This is a genomic window from Weissella hellenica, from assembly GCF_005405545.1.
GTDB lineage: Bacteria > Bacillota > Bacilli > Lactobacillales > Lactobacillaceae > Weissella > Weissella hellenica.
Genome location: NZ_BJEG01000002.1, coordinates 1 through 21803, shown reverse-complemented (window position 1 = coordinate 21803; position 21803 = coordinate 1). Strand labels below are relative to the sequence as shown.

The window sequence follows — 21803 nt, the reverse complement described above, 5'->3', positions numbered from 1 at the left end:
AAAACCCGTACATTGATTAAGGAGAGTTAAACAAATGGTTGTATTTATGAACAATAATAATAATAATCGCTTGAACTCAACACAATTAGTGATTGGGCGTTTTGTGTAACGCTTAAACTGTGAGTACTTATCAAGCAGTCACCCAATTACTAAATTGGATGACTGCTTTTTTGTTTATTTTTACATTAGGAGAGTGATTATATGGCGCAGGATGTTGAGTTAAAGCGATCGATGGGAATTTGGTCAGGATTATCGTTGGTAGTGGGGACGGTAATTGGTTCTGGAATATTTTTTAAGCAAGCAGGTGTTTTACAAACCGCTGGTTCATCAACATTAGGGTTATTAGCTTGGCTAGCGGGAGGAATTATTACGCTGGCAGCGGGTTTAACAATTGCTGAAATTGGCGCACGTTTACCTAAGACTGGCGGACTTTATAGCTATATTGAATCTTTATATGGTCCCGTTGCCGGCTTTTTAACAGGGTGGATGCAAGTTGTTATCTACGCACCGGCAGTTATAGCATCAATTGCAGGATATGCTGCCTTTTTAACTGCTAACTTTTTGGGTGTATCAACGAAATATGCTACTTGGATTTCTGTTTTGTATGTTGTCTTCATTGCCGCAGTCAACTTGTTTGAAAATCGCGTTGCAGCAGGTTTCCAAGTATTAACAACATCAATTAAATTAATTCCCATTGCAATTTTAATTATTTATGGACTATTTTTCGGGAAGGTTGATGCCCTTGGACAAACTGTGACACATACTGTGACCCACGGTGGTGGATTTGGAATGGCGATCTTGGCCACGTTATTTGCCTACGATGGCTGGATTTTATTGGCTAATATTGCTGGTGAATTAAAGAACCCACGGCGCGACTTACCACGGTCGCTTGTCGGTGGTGTTAGTATCATTGTGGTTGCCTATGTCGGTGTTTCATTTGGTGTGTACCATGCATTACCATCAGATAAAATTGTTGCGTTACAAAATAATGCAACGTTCGCCGTTGTACGTGCTGCTTTTGGTGATTTAGGCGGACGTGCTTTGAGTATAGCCATTATTATTTCAATGTTAGGGACATTGAATGGGAAAATGATGTCATTTCCTCGGATGGCCTACGCAATGTCTTTGGATGGCTTGTTTCCAAAATATTTATCAAAATTAACTCGTAAAACACAAGAGCCAACTAACGCCATTTTGACGGTTGCTGGTATGACGATTGCCCTAGCGATTATTTATACAAATGGTGTCGATCGTTTGTCAGATATTGCTATTTTTACAATTTGGATTTTTTATACCGCTGCGTTTATTGGTGTTTTCATCTTGCGTCATAAAAAGACTGATGCAACATTAGATGAAAAGACTTTGTTTAAGACACCTTTGTTTCCAATTACGCCATTAGTTGCTATTTTCGGCGCCCTCTTTGTTATTTTTTCAACAATTATTAATGATTTCACTGGTGCCGTTATTTCTTTGTTATTAGTTGCTGTTGGCTTACCAGTATTTTATTACTATAATCATCGGCGTCAGCACTAATTGTGAATGATTGTCAGTAATGTTAAAACGCGGTACACTAACTCTATTAGAATTTAATTAGAGGTAGGGATAATGACGTGGGCGATACAAGCAAAACAGTACGAACAAGCATTGATTAATGATTTAAATCAAATTATTCGGATTCCTTCTGTGTTGGATGTAAAAACGCAAACGCCACAGACACCGTTTGGGATTGACATGATTCGTGCTTTGAGTCAAATGGAGGCATTTGCCAGTCGTGATGGGTTTAAGTACAGTCGTGTTGATAACATGGTGACATGGATTGAATTTGGACCACAAGATGCTGTTGAAACGGTTGGTATTTTAACGCATATCGATGTTGTTCCAGCAGGGGATGGTTGGTTACGACCAGCATTTAATCCAGAAATATTAGATGGTCTATATTTTGGACGGGGTGCTGCTGATATGAAAGCAGATTTAATGTCAGCTTATTATGCAATTAAAATGCTAGCTGATCAAAAGCGACCTTTAAAGCGTAAAATTAGACTGATTATTGGTACTGATGAAGAAAATGGTTGGCGTGATATACCACGTTATATTGAGCAAGAAGGTGAACCAACATTGGGCTTTTCACCTGATGGGGCATTCCCAGTTATTAATGGGGAAAAAGCTTTTCAAACGGTACAATTAAGATTTCCTAGCAGTTCAAATGGTATTTATATTTTAGAACGTTTTATATCCGGAAATCGACCGAATGTTGTGCCAGGCGAAGCTAAGGCTCGTATTATGGTGCCTGATGGGGTTGATTTGGTGCGAGATTTTGATGATTTCTTACAACAACACCCTTTTTTAAATGGTAATGCAAAACAGACTGGTCAAACGCTCAAACTGTCACTGTTGGGTATACAGGCACATGGAGCCTATCCAGCTGATGGGAAAAATGCAGGCACCTACCTTGCTCATTTTTTGAGTCATTATGATTTTGGTGGGGATGCCCGAGCTTTTCTTGACTTTGTTGGTTTTACCATTCACCAAGATGTATATGCGCATGGTTTAGGGTTAGCATATCAGGATGCCCAAATGGGTGATTTAACGTTGAATGTTGGTGTGATGCGCTATAGTAATCGTGGTCAGGGGACGATTTTATTGAATTTTCGTTATCCGCAGGGTGTTAATTTACAAGCAATTATTACGCAAGTTCAACGCCATTTAAATGGGCTAAAAGCAGAGGTAAATCAGGTTCAAGCAGGGATGCCACCACATCTAGTGTCAGTTGAAGATGAATTGGTACAAGTTTTATCAGATGTTTATGCTAAACAAACTGGTCAGTACTTACCACCAAGAACATCAAATGGTGGTTCATATGCGCGTTTATTGAAACGAGGCGTTGCCTTTGGTGGCCAGTTTCCAGATTTAAAAGTGACCAGTCATCAGGCAAATGAAAATATACCCGTCGTTAATTTGACTAAAACGATGGCCATTTTTGCTGAATCGTTATGGCGATTATGTCAATAAATAGATTCCCTGATTTTTAAGCAAAAATAAAGAGTCATTAATGGCTTATAAATGTGTACCCCGAAAGTAAAAGGTTAACTTTCGGGGTATTTTTATGACTAAATTAACAGCAAGTGAGAGATATTTAAACTGTTCTGATTTTTGTAACCTAAATCATGATGTAACCAAATTTAATCCAATGGATAAAACTGGTAAAATAATAACAAATAAGACAATTAATGGGGGCGAAAAATGGCATTAGAATTATTGTTTGGTCGCGCAAGTGCTGATCATGAGCTAGCTTTATTAGAGCGGGCACAACATATTTTAGCTAATGATGATCAAGCAGAAATATTTTATTTGGTGCCTAATCACATTAAATTTGAAACGGAAATTAAAGTTTTAAATCGATTAGCTAATTTGTCGGGGCATTATGGTGCTGCTATTTCAGTGCCACGAGTATCTGTTTTTTCCTTGAGTCGTTTAGCATGGTATTACATGCAAAATGATCCGTTGTATCAACAAGCAACGATGTCACAAAATGGTTTAACCATGTTGGTACAAACGTTACTTGAAAAAAATAAAAAAGAGTTGGAACTTTATGGTAACTTGTTGTCAAAGCAAGGATTTATCGGTCAATTTACAACCCAATTATTAGAATTAAAACAATCTGGTGTACGTTGGTCAGAAGTTAATAAAATGGCTGATCAATTAACGAATCAAGAAACTCTGCAGATGAAATTACACGATCTAGCGACTATTGGAATAGATTTAGATAATGAATTGATGCAGCGGGAACAATATTTGAGTAGTGACTTGTTATTAGCGTTACGCGTTTATTTAGCAACTGGACAAACAGATATCTCGCATCATTATTTTTTAATCAATGATTATTCGCAAATGACATCAGTGGAACAAGGGTTAGTTGAAGCTTTGATTACCTACAGTGCAGGGGTTATTTTAGCGTTACCAGCTGATGATGGTGCTGCAAGTTTGACGCAAGCAGCAATTAGTGAAAATGATTTATTTTATCGTCCAAAAAAATTAGGCCGACAACTACGTGATTTTTCGATTAAACATGATATTCAGGTTGTCACTAAGACGATTGAACCACAAAGAAAAATTAGTGCAAGTATGCAGGCGATTGAATCATTTTGGATTCAGTACGAACAAACGGGTATCACGCAGACCGGTTATCAAGCTGATGATGTGACCGTGTGGCAGTTGCACACGCGTTATCAGGAAGTTGAACAAATGGCGCGTTTGATTCGCCAAGAAGTTGCGAGTGGTAAACGACGTTACCGAGATTATTTGTTAATGACTCGTGATTTAGGCCAATATGAAAATATCATACCAGCAGTTTTTGAACGTTATAATATTCCCATGTTCATGGATTTAGATCGGCCGATGGCGGCCCACCCGTTAGTGGCTTTTTTGGATAAATTATTGCGTTTGGCACCAGCATACACAATTACTGATGTGATGAGTTTTTTAAAAACAGAATTATTCATACCAGCTGATGTATCGATAGCAGATTATCGGGAAGCACTGACAGAAACTGAAAATTTTGTGCTAGCTAAGAATATCGGTGGTTGGCAATGGACAAATACAAATACCTGGCGTTATGATCGCCAAGCACAAGTTAGTGATGATGAAGTAACTCGTGAACGCGTAGCTAGTAAAGATGCGCAATTGTCGTTAATTCATGATCAGATTAGCCAAGTGGTAGCACCATTTATAAAAGATTTACAACATGCAACGACGGCCCGTGAGATGGCAGTGAAGTTGTATGGATTTATGACGCAGATTGGTATTCAAAAGCGTTTGATCGATTGGCGAGATACGGCAATTGATCGTGGTGATTTGTGGGCGGCCCAGCAACCTGAACAAGTTTGGCGGGTCTTTATTGATATTTTAGATGATTTTGCCACAATTTTTGATCAAGAGACGATGAACGTCGTGCAAATGCAAGAAATTTTTAAAGCAGCTTTTGACAATGCTAAGTATGCAGGTATTCCGGCAACGATGGATCAAGTGCGGATTTCAGAAAGTGGTATTGTGCAACGAACAGGATATGAAACAGTTATTGTGTTTGGGGCAACAAATCATAATTTACCAGCTGTTACTCGTACGAAAGCTATTTTACATGATGGTGATCGCGATATATTACAAACAATTTTACCGGAACATGTCTTTTTAAAGGAAACCTCCGAACAGCAAATGGCGCAAGAATCATTATTGATGTATAAAGCAATGATGATTGCTAATCAACGTTTGATTTGGACGTATGCAACTAGTGATGGTGATAGTGGGCAGCAACCGTCAACATATGTCACACGAATTCAAAAACAATTTAATTTAGTAGTAAAGCAATTTGATGCTTTACCAGATCCTGATAGTGATGATTTAACGCCATATATTGGTACACCAACAAGTACAATTGCGCAGTTAGTAGTTGTAAACCGGCAAGCAAAGTTACAACAAAAAGATCAAAGGCTATTGAGTTCAGCTTGGCAGAATTTGACGCAACAGTTACAACAAATTGCACCAAATAAGCTAAAACAATTATTGGGTGGCCTATATTACATCAATGAACCTGAGCCCTTACAACCAGCATTAGTGACATCATTATTTGGTCAGGAGTTAAGAGTATCAATTTCACGACTAGAAAGTTATTCACGAAATCCATTCGAGTTTTTCTTGCAGTATGGCTTAAAATTACAAGAACGCCAAGTTTTACAGCTCACACCAGCCGAAAAAGGAACATTAATGCACGCTTTACTAGAACAAGTATTTCAAGCATTGATTACGCAACAAAAAGCTTTAGGTGAACTAACAGAACAGGCATTACGGCAGTTAGAACAAGATATGTTACAAGGTATTCTAAAGAGTGATGATCCAACCTATGATATTTTTAATAGTTCATATCGTATGGGCTTTTTAACGAAACGTTTGGCGGATCAAATTCATGAAACAATTATGAGTATGCGTCGGGGACAGCTCGATCAAGGTGGCATTAAAACAATTGGCGTTGAAGCTGGCTTTGGATTACCTCAAAGTCAATTAAAACCAGTTATGTATGAAATGCCATTTGGTAAAGTAACCGTTCGAGGAAAAATTGATCGGTATGATTTGGTCACAACAGCAGCAGGAGATTTTTTGACCATTATTGATTACAAATCAGGAACTCGTAAATTTGATTACAAAAAAGCATACGTCGGACTTGAATTACAATTAATGACATATTGGACAGCTATTTTGATGAACAAGCAATTGTTACCAGTAAGCCAGATGGGGGGGGCTTTATTTTGGTCATTGAAAAATCCATGGATTGAAATGAAAAACGTCACAGGCGATACGCTTTCGCAAATGCAAGACAATGCTGGACAGTTAATGGTTGATCAAGGTCGTTATCGCGGGGTTTTGAAAAATAATGAAGAGTATATTAGTCGTCTAGAGAGTGCTGATGAAATTGTTGCACCATATGCAATTGATCGTAAAAAAGATGGGTCATTTAAAGCAGCTAGTGACGTTGTGACTGATGATGATATGGACACGCTATTGTCATTTAATGAATTTAAAATTAAAGAAATTGCTGAAAATATATTGGCGGGTACTTTCCCATTGGCCCCTTTTAAGGATGGTGCCACGAGTACAGGCTTAATGTATTCCCCATATACACCAGTGATGATGTTTGATGCCATGATGGGAAATAAGTATAACGATATTAGTGGTGCTCTTAAAGACAATGAGGTCTTGGCAGCAATGAAGGCCTTCATTGCACAGTATAATCAGACATCATTGCAAGGAGGAAAATAATGAATTTTACAGATGCACAAACGGCGGCAATTACAACAAAAGGGCGGAATATTTTAGTTTCTGCCTCTGCTGGTTCTGGTAAAACACGTGTTTTGGTAGAACGCGTATTACGGCGTTTATTGGCTGGTGAAAACGTTAATCAGTTTTTAATTGTGACGTTTACGGAAGCAGCAGCAGCCGAAATGAAGGAACGTTTAGAAACCGAAATTCGTAAAGCATTGGCAAATGCCGACGGACAAGAACGCCAACACTTGTTAAAACAATTACGTTTACTAAATGTTGCCAATATTTCAACCTTGCATGCATTTGCCTTACGTTTAATCGAACAATATCATTATACGATTGATTTAGATCCCCAGTTTCGGTTGATGGATGATGCAGAACGTACCTTAGTAATGTTAGAAGTCTATAACACATTATTAGAAACACAATATACACAAGATGTAGAAGATGAATTTGCGACTTTTGCAACGCAATTTACAAGTAGCACGACTGATGATCAAAGTCTGCAAGATGCAGTATTTTCATTATATAATTTTGCGACAGCCCGCCCAGATACTAAGGAATGGTTAGCCCATTTATCCGATTTGTATGATATTGGGACTGATGATTTTACTAAAAGTAATTTTTACAGTCGTTATTTAAGACCAGTTATCTTAGCAGAACTACAGGCAATTTATGATAAAGCATATCAATTAAGCCAACAAGCCCCAGATACCATGGATGCTGCGCCGGCAGTCAATCGTTTATTAAACTTACAAGCTGATGAAACAACATATCAAAAAGTTTTAAATGTTGTACAAAATGAAGGCAATGATTGGCATACGATTCGCCAAGTCGTTCAGCAAGCCGATTTGATGGGATGGGGAAAGGATGATCAGGGCAAGGGAAAAAATTTCACTAAAAAGCATGATCCAGAATTAAAGGCAGCGTGGGAACAAGTCAAAGTTGAACGAGTAGCCTTGAAAGATCGATTTGATAAATTACAAGCACAATATTTTACCTTAGACCAGGATGGTTTGCGTTTTGCTATTCAAGGAGCAAAAAAAGTCATGCAACAGCTTGTCGCTTTGACCACAGCATTTAGTGATGATTTTCTAACTGAAAAATTACAGCGAAAGGTCTTAGATTTCAATGATTTAGAGCATTTTGCGTTGCGGATTGTAAATCAGGAAAAAGTGAAACAAGAGTTGCAAGCACACTATAGTGAAATTATGGTGGATGAGTATCAGGATACAAATCAATTGCAAGAAGCCATTTTACATGAAATGACCTCGGGTGATAATTTATTCCAAGTAGGTGATATCAAACAATCAATTTATAAGTTTCGTCAAGCTGATCCAACGTTGTTTGCTCATAAATTAGCAATGTATCCACAAAGCACCGATAATACGGTGATTATATTGCAAGAGAATTTTCGTTCGTTACCCAACGTCACTAATTTTATTAATTACATATTTGCACAATCGATGAGTCAATCATTGGGTGATATTGATTATGAAGGGGATGCTGAATTAGTAGCCGGGGCTGATTATTATCCAGATGAATTAGTGAAAAAAGCTGATTTGTTAGTGTATTTGAATGACGAGAAGGATGAATCATCAGATGAAGCAGAAGCGTCATTGCTGACGTCGAATAGTTATACAAAGGCGACTGGTCAAATTTGCATGACGGCATTGAAAATTCAAGAGTTAATGCAATCAAAATTTGTCATATTTGACCGTAAAGCAGGTATGTCACGGCCCATCAAGTACAGTGACATCACCATTTTAGTGCCAACCAAAGGACAAAATTTGGAAGTATTAGACGTTTTTCGTGAAATGAATATTCCAATTGTGATTGATGGTACAGAAAATTATTTTCAAACGACTGAAATTTCTGTCATGATGAGCTTTTTGAAAGTGATTGATAATCCGCATCAAGATATTCCTTTAGCAGCAGTTTTACGTTCACCTTTGTATAATATTACTGAAAATGGCTTGGCATTAATTAGGTTACAAGCAACGGATGCTGATTTTTATACCGCTGTTCAACGTATGGCCAGTCTTGATGCATCTAGTCAAATGATAACGGATGATACGCGATTAGTTAGCCAAACGCAGCAACAAGTCCAACAATTTTTACATGATTTGGCTATTTTTAGAGACTTAGCAGTTCAAAATCAAATCGTAACGTTATTATGGTCAATTTATAATCAAACTGGTTGGCTTGATTATGTTGGTGGTTTACCATCTGGTGCCCAACGACAGGCCAATCTACATGCACTATATGAACGTGCTTCAGCATACCAAAAGAGTAGTTTTATTGGTTTATATCAATTTATTAATTATGTCACGCAATTACAAAGTCAAACAAAGGATCTTGGTGAAGCTGATGCGAATGTTGCACAAGATACAGTTTCTTTGATGACGATTCATCATTCCAAAGGTCTTGAATTTCCGGTGGTCTTTTTGCTAAATGCCACGCGTACCATGATTAGTACGCGTGAAACGCAAGGTAGTATTTTATTAGATGCGTATGCTGGTGGGGGATTAAACTATATCGACATTGCGCATCATTTGAATTTATTGACACCACAGCATGAATACATCGCACAGGTAAAACGGAAGAATGCCTATGCAGAGGCGCTACGTGTATTATATGTTGCCTTAACACGTGCAGAACAACAATTGTTTATTGTGGGTGCGTATGACAATGTTCAAAAACTTTGGTCAACGTGGCAACAAAGTGTAGGTGAAACAGAATGGATGCTGCCAGAAACGGTTCGCTTAGCTGGGAAATCATTTATGGATTTAGTCGGCATGGCACTGGTACGGCATCCTCAAGCACCAGAAAAATTAGCAACGTTGGCAAAGTATGATACGGATGATAGCGTACAATTTGATGATATTCGGATAAAAACGCCTAAACAGTCGTTTGAATTTAATGTGGTTGCTTTGAATGCGCAAGAATTAGCTGACGCAATGACTCATTATCAGCCAATTATGACGGAGACGATAACACCAGTAGCAGCAACGTCTTCTCGTGAGAATGTCCAAGATTGGCGTCAAATTTTAGAATTTAAATATTCTTACGAAAATGCCACGCGCGCCACTTCATATCAATCTGTTTCAGAAATCAAACGATTATTTGAAGATCCGGATTTGCAAGAAGGTCGTGGGCCAGTTGACCGACGGCTGGTGACTGATGACTTTGCCGGTTTGCGTGCGCTAGATGAAACATTGCCAGAACCATCGTTTATGCAGATTAGCACACCCCAAGTTTCACCAGCAGCTGTTGGAACAGCAACGCATCTGGTGATGCAACGAATTGATTTAGTCGCTGGTAAGGTTGATATAGCAGCCATTCAAACGCTTATTCAACGATTAGTCATGGACAAAATGATTGATGAAAAAGTTGCGCCATTAATTAGTGTTACAAAAATTCATCATTTCTTTACTGAATCTGTTTTAGGACAACAAATGATACAACATGCAGCGACACTGAAACGAGAAGTGCCTTTTTCATTGTTATTAGATGCCAATCGTTTATATCGTAATTTTGATGGGGATGATAAAGTGTTGGTTCACGGAATTATTGACGGTTATTTCCAGGTCGGTGATGAAGTGTGGTTATTCGATTATAAAACGGATCACGTTAAGCCAGCACAGGCAAGTCAAACTTTAAAACAACGGTATAATGGGCAAATAAACATCTATTCACAAGCTTTAATTGCGATGGGTCTAGCAGCACCCAGAAAATTTATTTATGCATTAAATGCAGAAACTTTAATTGAACTAACGAATTAATATAAAAAGAAATCCTGATAGCTATTGATCTATAAAATCAACAGCTATCAGGATTTTTAGTATGTTATTTTTTAATATCAGCCCAAACTTATCGTTACCAACCTGATGATTTATGCTCTTTTATGTAAGTTGTTGAGCAACCAAGTTAAGATGATGAAGAACAACATAATAATAAAGACTGACGTGAATAGTAATTTATATGAACCACTGTCGATTAACAAGCCACCATACAAAGGTCCGATTGCACGTCCTAAGGATACAAACATGGTCAATAATCCTTGGGCGTGACCTTTAGCATTGGGATCACTAACATCGTCTACCCAAGCAGGAATTTGTGGACTAGCTAAAATTTCACCAATTGTCAGAATTAAGAAACTTACAATAAACATCGGGTAAGTTGTTGCTTGAATCAAGACTAAAAATGAACCGGCAAATAAGGTTGAGCCAACTAATACGGTCCAACGGACAGGTAACCGTTCGATAAAACGATCCAATAAGCCTTGACCAAATATAATAACGACACCGTTTAAAGTCCACAAGAATGAATAGTCTTTGGTTGTCATGCCTAAATCGGTCATGTGGGTCGCAATCACAGTTTCCCAAAGGATATACGCCATATAAAATGAAAAGGCTAGTCCTAAGATGGCGTAAATAACAACGGGTGTTTTAAAATTGCTTTTTGAAGCCCTAGCCGCAGCACGAGCACTTTGTTTAGCAAGGCCTTTGACATTGAAATAATAGCAAACAAGAATGAAAAAGATACCATACATGAGTGAAGCACTACCAAAGACCCATTGAACACCATGATCGAAGAGAAAACCAACAATAGCAGTACCAGCAACAACACCAACATTCATAAATAAATACTGTAAATTAAAAACTTTACGTGTATCAATTTTTTGAATTGTCGTGGCGTAAGAATTTAGTAATGTATAAATTAACCCATCCGCAAAACCTAATAGTAACAAAAAAATCGCAAATACTGGCCAGCTGTTCCAAAAAGTTAAGCATAATAGTGTGATTAAAGCTAAACCAACTGAAATAGCGAGAACCCTAAAAGGATTCCAATGATCAAAAAGTTTGCCACCAAACCAATTACCAATCATCATTGCAGCCGAAAGCCCCATGACAACAATTCCTGATATTGTCATACTTTTATGTAAGACATTATGCATGTATAAAGTTGTGATTGGCCAAATCAAAGATGCGCCGGTTGATTGGAAAAAAGTTGTGATGTAAAGAACAATTGCGTTGATTTCGACGTGCTGTAATTTGCGTACGCCGCCGTCTTGTGACGACTGACTTATCATAAATCCTCCAGGATGGTGTAGTTTTATTTAAACTAAAATTTGATGACAGATAAAATTAATAATGAAATATGTCATCGAACACATTTTATGTGTTTGTCCGTTTTTATTAACGAGAAAAGTTTAGCATAAATCAAAGGAGTTGGTATACTTAAAAAAGATAAGTTTCAAATTTATATAAAATTATTGGGGAATAGAAGATGGCGATTAAGAAACCAGAATACATTTTAGCGATTGATCAAGGGACGACAGGCACGCGAGCCATCGTTTTTAATCACAATGCTCGTCGTGTGACATCAGCATCAATTCCAATGGCGTTAATAGCACCACAACCAGGTTGGCTAGAACAACAGCCACTGGATATTTGGCATGCAACACAAACTGCGATAGCGGATGCGTTGATTAATGCAGGTATTCGAGGTGATGAAATTAAAGCATTAGGGATTGCAAATCAGCGTGAAACGGCAATTGTATGGAACCGTCATACTGGTCAACCAATTTATAATGCCATTAGTTGGTCGTCAACACAATCGCAAGAGATTGCACAAAAAATTGCAGACGATGAACAAAAAACGGAATTAATCCGCCAAAAAACAGGCTTACCAATTAGTGCCTATTTTTCAGCTACTAAAATTCGTTGGATTCTAGATAATGTACCTGATGCACAAACTGCAGCGCAACGTGGCGATTTGTTATTTGGTACAGTCGATACTTGGTTAACATGGCAATTAACAGATGGTGCAGTGCATGCGACAGATGCAACTAATGCAGCTCGCACAATGTTGTACAATATTCATACCCAAGAATGGGATGAAGAATTGTTAGCATTGTTTAATATTCCAGCCACGATGTTGCCACAAGTACATAAAAGTAGTGAAGTTATTGGCCATACTAGCCCAATGACATTTTTTGGCGGTCGTGTGCCGATTGCGAGTGTGATTGGTGATCAAAATGCCTCAATGGTGGGTCAGCTGGCCTTAGAAAAAGGCATGGTTAAAAATACTTATGGTGCAGGGGCATTTATGATTATGAACACTGGTAAGCAACCAGTTGTTTCAAATAATCGCCTGGTAACAACCATTGCTTATCAAGTTGAAGACCAACCGGTTTATGCATTAGAAGGGTCTATTTTTTCAGCAGGAACTGCTATTCAGTGGTTACATGAGCGATTAGACATGATTGATACCCAATTAGATGCTTGGATGTTAGCAGAAGATTCAAAAAATCATAATGAAGTTTATGTTGTACCGGCCTTTAATGGTTTGGGCGCACCATATTGGGATCCACACGTACAAGGAACAGTCTTTGGTATGACTAGAGGGACTAATAAGGCTGATTTTGTTAAAGCAACATTGCAATCAATTGCTTACCAAACAGCAGATATCTTAGAGGTTATGAAAAAAGATTCAGGTTATAAGTTAGCAACAATGAAGGCTGATGGGTCTGTATCACGTAATCCCTACTTAATGCAGTTTCAAGCAGATATTGCGCATGTGGCAATTGAACGTTCATTAGACGAAGATGCAACGCCGATGGGTGCAGCCTTTCTAGCAGGATTAGCAGTTGGTTATTGGCGTGATTTATTAGATTTGGAACAGTATGTACAAGCAGGACGTCATTTTGAGCCGCAATTGCCAAAAGAACAACGCCAACGTTTACATAGCGGCTGGCAATCAGCGATTAAAGCCACGCAATATTTTGGGGAAATTTAAATAAGTAAGCGTTTCACATTATGATAGAAAAAAGATGATAAAAAGTTTATAATTAAGTAGTGAATATAGTAACGAAGTTATTAAACAACCATTTTAATGAACTAACTAGCAAAGGAGCATCCATCGTGCCTGAAGAAATTACAACATTGTTAACGTTTTTTGGTGGAACTGGAGATTTAGCTAAGCGTAAGCTATACCCATCTACTTACAACCTTTTTAAAAAGGGATTTTTGCAAGAGCATTTTGCAATTGTTGGAACTGCTCGTCAAGATATGACGAATGATGAATTCCGTGAAGTTGTTCGCACATCTATTGCTGATTTTACGGAAGATAAGGCAAACGCCGAAGCATTTATTGAACACTTTTACTACATTCAACAAGATATCACTGACCAAGCTGGTTATGCTGATATGCTTGCTTTGAATAATAAGTTAGACGCACAATACGACTTGAAGGGTAACCGTATTTTTTATATGTCTGTTGCCCCCCGTTTCTTTGGTACCGTAGCTCAGTGTTTGAATTCAGAAGGTTTAATTACTAAAAATGGTGAATTCAACCGCTTGATGATCGAAAAGCCATTTGGTTCATCATACGAAACTGCTGAAAAATTGCAGAATGAATTATCAGAAGCTTTTGATGAAAATCAAATTTATCGTATTGACCATTACTTAGGTAAGGAAATGGTTCAAAATATTGCGGCTGTTCGTTTTGGTAATCCATTATTTGATGCAGCTTGGAATAAAGACTACATTGAAAATATTCAAGTGACGTTGTCAGAAGTATTGGGTGTAGAAGAACGTGCTGGATATTATGATACAGCCGGTGCTTTGCGCGATATGATTCAAAATCACACGATGCAAGTTATTGGTTGGTTGGCCATGGAAAAGCCAGCATCATTTAATGACAAGGAAATCCGTGCTGCCAAGAACGCAGCGTTCAACTCTTTGAAGATTTATAATTCAGCTGAAGAAGTCGCTGAAAACTTTGTTCGTGGACAATACGGTGAATCAGCTGATGGTTCACAAAAGAAGTACTTGGATGAAATGGATGTTCCTGCTGATTCACAAAATAATACGTTTGTGGCAGGAAAATTGCAATTCGATATGCCACGTTGGGAAGGCGTGCCATTCTACATTCGTTCAGGAAAGCGTCTAGCTGCCAAGTCAACTCGAGTTGATGTTGTCTTTAAGAAGGGCTTGAATATCTTTGGTGGCGATGTTTCATTGGCTAACCCGGTCCTATCAATTTTGATTGATCCTAAGGGTGGTATTGAGTTTAAGATTAATGCTAAGGATATTAAATCAGCCTTTGATACACGAACTATCGATTTGGCTTGGCAAGTATCTGATGAAGACAAAGCTGTTACGCCAGAACCATATGAACGTATGATTCATGATGCTATGAACGGTGATGGGTCAAACTTTGCTGACTGGAATGGTGTTGGTACTGCATGGCGTTTCGTTGATGCTATCCAAACGGCTTGGGATGCAACAAAAGAACAATTCCCTAATTATGTTTCAGGGTCAATGGGACCAGCAGCATCTGATGAATTATTAGCTAAAGATGATAATGAATGGATCTTTAAAGGTTAATATTTTGTTCGATAAAATGAATAAATAACATAAACCTTCGCATAAATTGCCAGCTTGCTGGTCAGTTGCGAAGGTTTATTTGTGTTAAAGGAGAGTTATATGGCTAGATATACAGCAATTGAATTAACAAATATGATCATGATTGAAAATCCAGATACGCATGAAATATTGGTTGAAAATCGCCAAAACCCCAATTGGGCGGGCGTTACATTTCCAGGTGGACATGTTGAAACAGGCGAAACTGTGACACAATCTGTTTATCGCGAAGCCTTTGAAGAAACAGGACTAACGATTGCTGCACCTAAATTAATGGGCATTAAAGAGTGGCCATTAGCAGATGGTGCGCGTTATATTGTGTTTTTATATAAAACGACAGCGTATACTGGAAAAATTCATACTAGCCGTGAAGGCGAAATCTTTTGGACAACCCGTGAAAAATTATTAAGTGGTCAGTATCAGTTGCCAAATACGTTTGCAGAAATGTTACCAGTATTTGACGATGCTAATATTAATGAATTGGCACTTCATGCTATGGTTGATGGGGTTGAATACCACATTAATTGGCAATAACAACAAAAAAGCGAACGTCCGATAAATAGTTTGTTGGCATTAGGATCGAGGGGCTGAATTCGGTTTTCCGAGTGTTTTTAAAACTTAATATGAACAAATGTGTTATAATGCCAGTATTAAATCAAAAATTACCGAACGTTCGAGGTTATAAAATTATGAAAACACGCCGAAGCGATCGTCTAGTAGATATGACACGTTATTTATTAGAGCGACCACGTACATTAGTATCACTAACACATTTTTCAGAAGAATATGAAAGTGCCAAGTCTTCTATTTCAGAAGACCTGACAATTTTAAAGTGCACCTTCCAAGAGCGCGGCATTGGTCTATTAGAAACAATTCCGGGAGCAGCTGGTGGGGCACGTTTTACACCTTATATGACACAAGACGATGCTAAAGAGTTTGTGGCTTCATTAGTGAATGCGATTGACGATGAAACCCGCGTGTTACCAGGTGGCTATGTCTATCTATCAGACATTTTAGGTCAACCATGGTTTTTGCAGCGAATTGGTCGCTTAATTGCCACGCAATACTTACGTGAACCTATTGATGCAGTTATGACTGCTGCTACAAAGGGTGTACCTGTTGCACAAGCAGTGGCAGCACAGCTAAATGTTCCCTTCGTTATTGTCCGTAATGACACAAAAGTCACTGAAGGGCCAACCATGTCTGTTAACTATGTGACTGGTCAATCACAACGCTTAGAAAAGTTAGAATTATCACGGCGCTCATTACCGATGGGCTCACGTGTTTTAATTGTGGATGATTTTATGAAGGCCGGGGGTACTATCCGTGGTATGACTTCATTGGTCAAGGAATTTGAAGGCCAAGTTGTTGGTGCCGCTGTTGTTGCAGAGGGTCGTGTGGCTCATCGTGTGATTGATGACTACACATCATTAATTCACGTTGATACAAATAAAGATGATGGCATTATTCATGTCGCTGCAGGTAATTATGCAGATGAAATTTATGCTAACTTTGAAGAGAATTTAGAAAATAAAGTTAAATAAAAGGGTGGAAATCATGGAAAGATTTGTCATTGTTTTGGCAGCTGGAAAAGGTACGCGCATGAAGTCGACCTTACCAAAAGTTTTACATGAAGTCGGTGGTAAACCGATGGTACAGCTGGTAGTTGATACAGTAAAACGTGCTAATGTTGGCAAAATTGTCACAGTGGTTGGTAATGGTGCACAACAAGTAGAAGAGGTTCTAAATGAAACATCTGAATTTGCGGTGCAAGCAGAACAACTCGGAACAGGACATGCCATTAGAATGGCAGCCCCATTATTGGCCGATAAAAAAGGGATGACATTGATTGCATCTGGTGATGCACCAATGTTTACAACGAATACTTATGAAGAATTGTATCGTTATCATGAACAGTCTAATAATGCTGTGACTGTTTTGACTGCTAAGGCACCCGACCCAACAGGGTATGGCCGCATTATTCGTGATGAACAAGGCAATGTTTTACGAATTGTTGAGCAAAAAGATGCCGATGATGATGAAAAGCGAGTTGATGAAGTTAATACAGGTGTTTACGTATTTGATAATCAACTACTTTTTGAAAGTTTACAACATGTCAATAATGATAATGTGCAAGGTGAGTATTATCTACCAGATACGTTAGAGATTTTGCGTGAATCAGGTCATACTGTTGGTGCTTTCCAAATTAGTGATTTTGGTGAGTCAATGGGTGTTAATGACCGTGTTGCGTTGGCAAAGGCAAATGAAATTATGCGTCAGCGGATTAATGAGGCGCATATGCGTGCAGGTGTTACACTAATTGATCCAATGAATACATATATTGACGTTGATGTGGAAATTGGTAGTGATACGTTAATTGAACCAAATGTTTATTTAAAAGGGACAACAAGAATTGGTCAGGGCGTTGTATTGACATCGGGTACTAAAATTATTGATTCGATTGTTGCTGATGGTGCTCAGATTGATAGCAGTCATTTGGAAGGGGCTGAAGTTCGTGAAGACGCAACGGTCGGTCCGTATGCACATTTGCGTCCAGCTGCCTATTTGGCTCGGCAAGCACATGCTGGTAACTTCGTTGAAGTGAAGAAGGCTGTTTTGGGTGAGCGCTCAAAGATGGGACACTTGTCATATCTTGGGGATGCGATAGTAGGTGAAGATGTTAACATTGGTGCTGGCACGGTTTTTGTTAATTATGACGGTAAAAATAAGTGGCATTCAAATGTTGGCGATCGTTCATTTATTGGCTCTGGTTCAAAAGTTATTAGTCCAGTTGAAATTGCAGCTGAAGCGTTTGTGGCAGCCGGATCAATTATTACGGATGATATCCCAATGCATGCAATGGGCATCGGTCGCGCACGCCAAACCATAAAAAAAGATTTTTGGCAACGCACACCTTTGTTTAAAAAGTTTAACTAATCATAAGTACTTCGGGGGCTTATTAGCTACTTTGGTCGATAATAATGGATTGAAGATTAAGGTAAAAAACTGTACAATAAAATTATTAAAGACTTGAGCACATATTTGAATGTGTCTATGGAGGAAAGCATGTCAACTTATTCGGATCCACATTTGAAAATTTTTTCATTGAGTAGCAATCGCCCATTGGCGGAAAAAATTGCCTCTTCTATTGGTGTGGAACTATCGGAAATAAATATCTCTCGGTTTAGTGACGGAGAAATTCAAATTAACATTGAAGAATCTGTCCGTGGTGATAATGTATATGTTATCCAACCGACTTCAGCACCAGTTAATGATAGTTTGATGGAACTACTTATTATGATTGATGCATTGCGCCGTGCAAGTGCGCGTTCAATTAATGTTGTTATGCCTTACTACGGTTATGCACGTCAAGATCGTAAGGCACGTTCTCGCGAACCAATTTCAGCAAAATTAGTTGCTAATATGCTACAAATGGTCGGTGCAACGCGTGTGTTGGCGCTTGACTTACACGCATCACAAATTCAAGGATTCTTTGACATTCCTGTTGATCATATGATGGGGGCACCTTTGTTAGCCGATTACTTGATTACAACAGGTATTGCGGATGATAATACTGTTGTTGTCTCACCAGATCATGGTGGCGTTACGCGTGCACGTGCTTTAGCAGAACTATTGGGTTCGCATGAACCAATTGCTATTATTGATAAGCGTCGTCCTAAGGCTAATGTCGCCCGCATTATGAATGTTATTGGTGATGTTAAGGGCAAGCGTGCCATCATGATTGATGACATGATTGATACTGGTGGTACTATTACACAAGGTGCCCAAAAGTTGAAAGACGAAGGGGCTTCAGAAGTATACGTTGTGGCAACACACGCAGTATTTTCAGGTAAAGCTGTTGAGAATTTGCAAAATTCCGTCTTTGAGAAAGTTATTGTAACGGACTCAATCAACTTGCCTGAAGAAAAGCACTTTGGTAAGTTAGTACAAGTGTCAACGGCTGAATTAATCGGTGAAACAATTAAGCGTATTAATGAAAATAAGCCTGTATCACCATTATTTAAGAGTCGTTTCCACCGTACGACGGATTAAGAAAAAGCATATCGTTGTTCTAATAATTTAGAGCAACGATTTTTTATCATAAGGGGAGTATTATGGCAAAAAAGAAGATGATTTTGGATCTAGATACAGGTGTTGATGATGCATTAGCACTGGCTTATGCATTGGCAACGCCGGATGCTGATTTGATTGGTGTTGTTTCATCGTTTGGAAATACACAAATGGAAACTGCTGCTCAAAACACATTGAAATTGTTAGAATTATTAGGTGAAGATAACGTGCCAGTATACTTGGGGGCTAGTCATTCGTCGACGACAACGGATTTTGAGACGATGCAAGTGTCAAAGGATATTCATGGAGATAACGCAATTGGGGATGTGGTTTTGCCTGAACCAAAGCAAAACGTGGCAGCGCAAACAGCTGTAGATTTCTTAATTCAATCAGCACATAAATATGCAGCTGATTTGATTGTTGTACCCACGGGGCCATTAACTAATCTAGCAGCAGCCTATCAAAAAGATACAAAGGTTGCTGACTTAATTGGTAATGTCACATTAATGGGTGGGGCATTAACAGTTCCTGGTAATGTTACCCCATACACAGAAGCGAATATTAATCAAGATCCAGAGGCGGCTGACTATGTCTTTAAGCATGCTAAGCATCTGGTGATGGTTGGCTTAGATGTCACGTTGCAAACTTTATTGACTAAAAAAGAAACCCAACAATGGCGTGATTTAGGGACTGAAAAAGGGCGCGTGTTTGCGGATATTTTTGATTTTTATATTGACGCTTATGATAGTTTGAACATTAATAAAGCTGGTGCAGCTTTGCATGATCCACTAGCTGTTGGTGTTGCGGTTGATCCTAAATTAGTGACATTGTTACCATTAAACATGATGGTTGATGCTAATGATGGTCGCACAATCGGTGATCCAACTCGCTTGCGCGATGCACACAAAAATAATTTTGCAGCAGTTGCGGTTGATGAACCGTTCTATTTAGAACGCTTTATGAACTATACGTTAGCTATTTTGGGTTAATAAGAAGGCGCTATTACTTGCAAAATGCTGTATTGTCGTGTATCATGAATGTTTGTGAGTTATCAAATAAATGATAACTCTCCTTGCCGGCAGGTAGTCGGCCACAGACCAAAAGGAGGAATATATATAATGGCATACGAATTAACTTACATTATTCGCCCTGACATGAATGCTGACGATAAGAAGGCATTGGTTGAGCGTTTTGACAAAATTTTGTCAGATAATGGTGCTACGGTGGCTGAGTCAAAAGACTGGTCATCACGTCGCTTTGCATATGAAATTGCGGGTTACCGTGAGGGTCTATACCACATCGTTAACTTCACTGCAGAAGATGACGCAGCTATTAACGAATTCGATCGTTTGGCAAAGATTTCAGAAGATATCTTGCGTCACATGATTGTTAAGCGCGAAGTAGCATCAGCTAAGTAATTTTTAAAATTACCTATTAATTTAATAAGTTTGGTGTTTAGGTGTAAAAACCTTGGAAGGAGGCTTTCCATATGATAAATCGTGTTGTTTTGATTGGTCGTCTAACGCGTGATGTTGAGTTGCGCTATACGACTAACGGTTCTGCCGTTGCTTCGTTTTCGCTTGCTGTTAATCGGCAGTTTACAAATGCCAATGGTGAACGCGATACTGATTTTATTAATGCGGTTATTTGGCGTAAAGCAGCAGAAAATTTTGCTAACTTTACTTCAAAAGGCTCATTAGTTGGTATTGAAGGCCGGATTCAAACACGTAATTATGAAAATCAACAAGGACAACGTGTCTATGTCACGGAAGTCGTTGTAGAAAACTTTTCATTATTGGAAAGTCGTGCTGAAAGTGAAGCGCGGCGTAGCCAGAATGGTTCAAGTAATACGAATAATTTTGGTGGCGGCCAACAAGCTAGTCAAGGGAACTATAGTGCTTCGGCATCACAAAACCCATTTGGAGCACCGGCTTCAAATGGTAATGTGTTCAATGGTAACAACTCGGCTAGTTCGCAATCAGCTAATGATCCTTTCGGTGGTGGTCAAGAGATTGAAATATCAGATGACCAATTACCATTCTAATTTATTAAAGACAACATTGTCTTAGACATTCTATCAGGAGGAATTTAATCATGGCACAACAACGTCGTGGTGGCGGACCTCGTCGCCGTCGTAAGGTTGACTTCATCGCAGCCAACCACATTGAATATGTGGACTACAAAGATACTGAATTGTTGGAGCGTTTCATCTCAGAACGTGGTAAGATTTTGCCTCGTCGTGTGACTGGTACTTCATCAAAGAACCAACGCAAAGTTACGACTGCTATCAAGCGTGCTCGTATCATGGGACTTTTGCCATTCGTTGCAGAAGACTAATTTGCATAAAAAGGCTATCACTTTATGGTGATAGCCTTTTCTGTATATTTTGTTAATGAATTAAGATAAAATAAACGGCTCTATGTCAAACAGCGTGAAAATCGTGAAATTGACTTAAAGAGTTTGTGAAATATAGCTTGCGAATCTGACAAA

The 21803-nt window shown here is 38.7% G+C and carries 16 protein-coding genes; 15 read left to right on the top strand and 1 reads right to left on the bottom strand.

Translation table 11 applies throughout. The annotated features are described in order from the left end of the window. The first annotated feature begins 201 nt into the window (after positions 1–201). The 5 genes from FFM61_RS02250 to addA all read left to right on the top strand — a co-directional run bounded on the left by FFM61_RS02250 (position 202) and on the right by addA (position 10595). Positions 202–1533: an APC family permease gene (locus FFM61_RS02250; protein ID WP_074427110.1), complete on the top strand. Its 1332-nt coding sequence runs from the start codon at positions 202–204 to the stop codon at positions 1531–1533. Between the two features lie 72 nt (positions 1534–1605). Further along, positions 1606–3009, top strand: coding sequence for a dipeptidase PepV (pepV, locus tag FFM61_RS02245; protein ID WP_074427111.1), 1404 nt, complete (start codon positions 1606–1608; stop codon positions 3007–3009). A 94-nt stretch (positions 3010–3103) separates the two neighbouring features. Further along, positions 3104–3250, top strand: a complete 147-nt coding sequence (locus FFM61_RS08925; protein ID WP_170176041.1) for a hypothetical protein — start codon at positions 3104–3106, stop codon at positions 3248–3250. After that, positions 3241–6807, top strand: coding sequence for a PD-(D/E)XK nuclease family protein (locus FFM61_RS02240; protein WP_074427112.1), 3567 nt, complete (start codon positions 3241–3243; stop codon positions 6805–6807). Before FFM61_RS08925 ends, FFM61_RS02240 begins: the two co-directional genes overlap by 10 nt. Then, positions 6807–10595, top strand: coding sequence for a helicase-exonuclease AddAB subunit AddA (gene addA / locus FFM61_RS02235; protein ID WP_074427113.1), 3789 nt, complete (start codon positions 6807–6809; stop codon positions 10593–10595). Before FFM61_RS02240 ends, addA begins: the two co-directional genes overlap by 1 nt. 110 nt (positions 10596–10705) lie before the next feature. Here the strand turns inward: addA and FFM61_RS02230 are convergent, their stop codons facing one another. After that, a complete protein-coding gene (locus FFM61_RS02230; RefSeq protein WP_074427114.1) occupies positions 10706–11905 on the bottom strand; it encodes an MFS transporter in 1200 nt (399 codons plus the stop codon). Between the two features lie 197 nt (positions 11906–12102). Between FFM61_RS02230 and glpK the strand changes: the two genes are divergently transcribed. The 10 genes from glpK to rpsR all read left to right on the top strand — a co-directional run bounded on the left by glpK (position 12103) and on the right by rpsR (position 21650). After that, a complete protein-coding gene (glpK, locus tag FFM61_RS02225; RefSeq protein ID WP_074427115.1) occupies positions 12103–13614 on the top strand; it encodes a glycerol kinase GlpK in 1512 nt (503 codons plus the stop codon). A 125-nt stretch (positions 13615–13739) separates the two neighbouring features. After that, complete coding sequence (zwf, locus tag FFM61_RS02220) at positions 13740–15206, top strand: glucose-6-phosphate dehydrogenase (protein WP_074427116.1); 1467 nt, start codon at positions 13740–13742, stop codon at positions 15204–15206. Between the two features lie 99 nt (positions 15207–15305). Next, positions 15306–15776, top strand: coding sequence for an 8-oxo-dGTP diphosphatase (locus FFM61_RS02215; RefSeq protein WP_074427117.1), 471 nt, complete (start codon positions 15306–15308; stop codon positions 15774–15776). 155 nt (positions 15777–15931) lie between these two features. Continuing rightward, entirely contained in the window at positions 15932–16786 is an 855-nt protein-coding gene (purR, locus tag FFM61_RS02210) for a pur operon repressor (protein WP_074427118.1), read from the top strand. 13 nt (positions 16787–16799) lie between these two features. Continuing rightward, positions 16800–18179 (top strand): bifunctional UDP-N-acetylglucosamine diphosphorylase/glucosamine-1-phosphate N-acetyltransferase GlmU, encoded by a 1380-nt coding sequence (glmU, locus tag FFM61_RS02205; protein ID WP_074427119.1) that lies wholly within the window; start codon positions 16800–16802, stop codon positions 18177–18179. 129 nt (positions 18180–18308) lie between these two features. Beyond that, on the top strand, positions 18309–19295 hold the full coding sequence (locus tag FFM61_RS02200; RefSeq protein WP_074427120.1) for a ribose-phosphate diphosphokinase: 987 nt from the start codon (positions 18309–18311) through the stop codon (positions 19293–19295). A gap of 62 nt (positions 19296–19357) precedes the next feature. Further along, complete coding sequence (locus FFM61_RS02195; protein WP_074427121.1) at positions 19358–20302, top strand: nucleoside hydrolase; 945 nt, start codon at positions 19358–19360, stop codon at positions 20300–20302. Positions 20303–20431: 129 nt separating this feature from the next. After that, positions 20432–20731, top strand: coding sequence for a 30S ribosomal protein S6 (gene rpsF / locus FFM61_RS02190; RefSeq protein WP_074427122.1), 300 nt, complete (start codon positions 20432–20434; stop codon positions 20729–20731). Positions 20732–20802: 71 nt separating this feature from the next. Further along, the gene (gene ssb, locus FFM61_RS02185; RefSeq protein ID WP_074427123.1) at positions 20803–21357 is read left to right on the top strand and encodes a single-stranded DNA-binding protein; all 555 of its coding nucleotides are present in this window, start codon (positions 20803–20805) and stop codon (positions 21355–21357) included. Between the two features lie 50 nt (positions 21358–21407). Continuing rightward, a complete protein-coding gene (gene rpsR / locus FFM61_RS02180) occupies positions 21408–21650 on the top strand; it encodes a 30S ribosomal protein S18 (RefSeq protein ID WP_042492992.1) in 243 nt (80 codons plus the stop codon). Positions 21651–21803: the final 153 nt, after the last annotated feature.

What these genes read in the sequence shown, in the direction of transcription:
- FFM61_RS02250 (WP_074427110.1), top strand. Translation starts at nt 202, where the DNA reads ATGGCGCAGGATGTTGAGTTAAAGCGATCGATGGGAATTTGGTCAGGA.
- pepV (WP_074427111.1), top strand. Translation starts at nt 1,606, where the DNA reads ATGACGTGGGCGATACAAGCAAAACAGTACGAACAAGCATTGATTAAT.
- FFM61_RS08925 (WP_170176041.1), top strand. Translation starts at nt 3,104, where the DNA reads ATGACTAAATTAACAGCAAGTGAGAGATATTTAAACTGTTCTGATTTT.
- FFM61_RS02240 (WP_074427112.1), top strand. Translation starts at nt 3,241, where the DNA reads ATGGCATTAGAATTATTGTTTGGTCGCGCAAGTGCTGATCATGAGCTA.
- addA (WP_074427113.1), top strand. Translation starts at nt 6,807, where the DNA reads ATGAATTTTACAGATGCACAAACGGCGGCAATTACAACAAAAGGGCGG.
- FFM61_RS02230 (WP_074427114.1), bottom strand. Translation starts at nt 11,905, where the DNA reads ATGATAAGTCAGTCGTCACAAGACGGCGGCGTACGCAAATTACAGCAC.
- glpK (WP_074427115.1), top strand. Translation starts at nt 12,103, where the DNA reads ATGGCGATTAAGAAACCAGAATACATTTTAGCGATTGATCAAGGGACG.
- FFM61_RS02215 (WP_074427117.1), top strand. Translation starts at nt 15,306, where the DNA reads ATGGCTAGATATACAGCAATTGAATTAACAAATATGATCATGATTGAA.
- purR (WP_074427118.1), top strand. Translation starts at nt 15,932, where the DNA reads ATGAAAACACGCCGAAGCGATCGTCTAGTAGATATGACACGTTATTTA.
- glmU (WP_074427119.1), top strand. Translation starts at nt 16,800, where the DNA reads ATGGAAAGATTTGTCATTGTTTTGGCAGCTGGAAAAGGTACGCGCATG.
- FFM61_RS02200 (WP_074427120.1), top strand. Translation starts at nt 18,309, where the DNA reads ATGTCAACTTATTCGGATCCACATTTGAAAATTTTTTCATTGAGTAGC.
- FFM61_RS02195 (WP_074427121.1), top strand. Translation starts at nt 19,358, where the DNA reads ATGGCAAAAAAGAAGATGATTTTGGATCTAGATACAGGTGTTGATGAT.
- rpsF (WP_074427122.1), top strand. Translation starts at nt 20,432, where the DNA reads ATGGCATACGAATTAACTTACATTATTCGCCCTGACATGAATGCTGAC.
- ssb (WP_074427123.1), top strand. Translation starts at nt 20,803, where the DNA reads ATGATAAATCGTGTTGTTTTGATTGGTCGTCTAACGCGTGATGTTGAG.
- rpsR (WP_042492992.1), top strand. Translation starts at nt 21,408, where the DNA reads ATGGCACAACAACGTCGTGGTGGCGGACCTCGTCGCCGTCGTAAGGTT.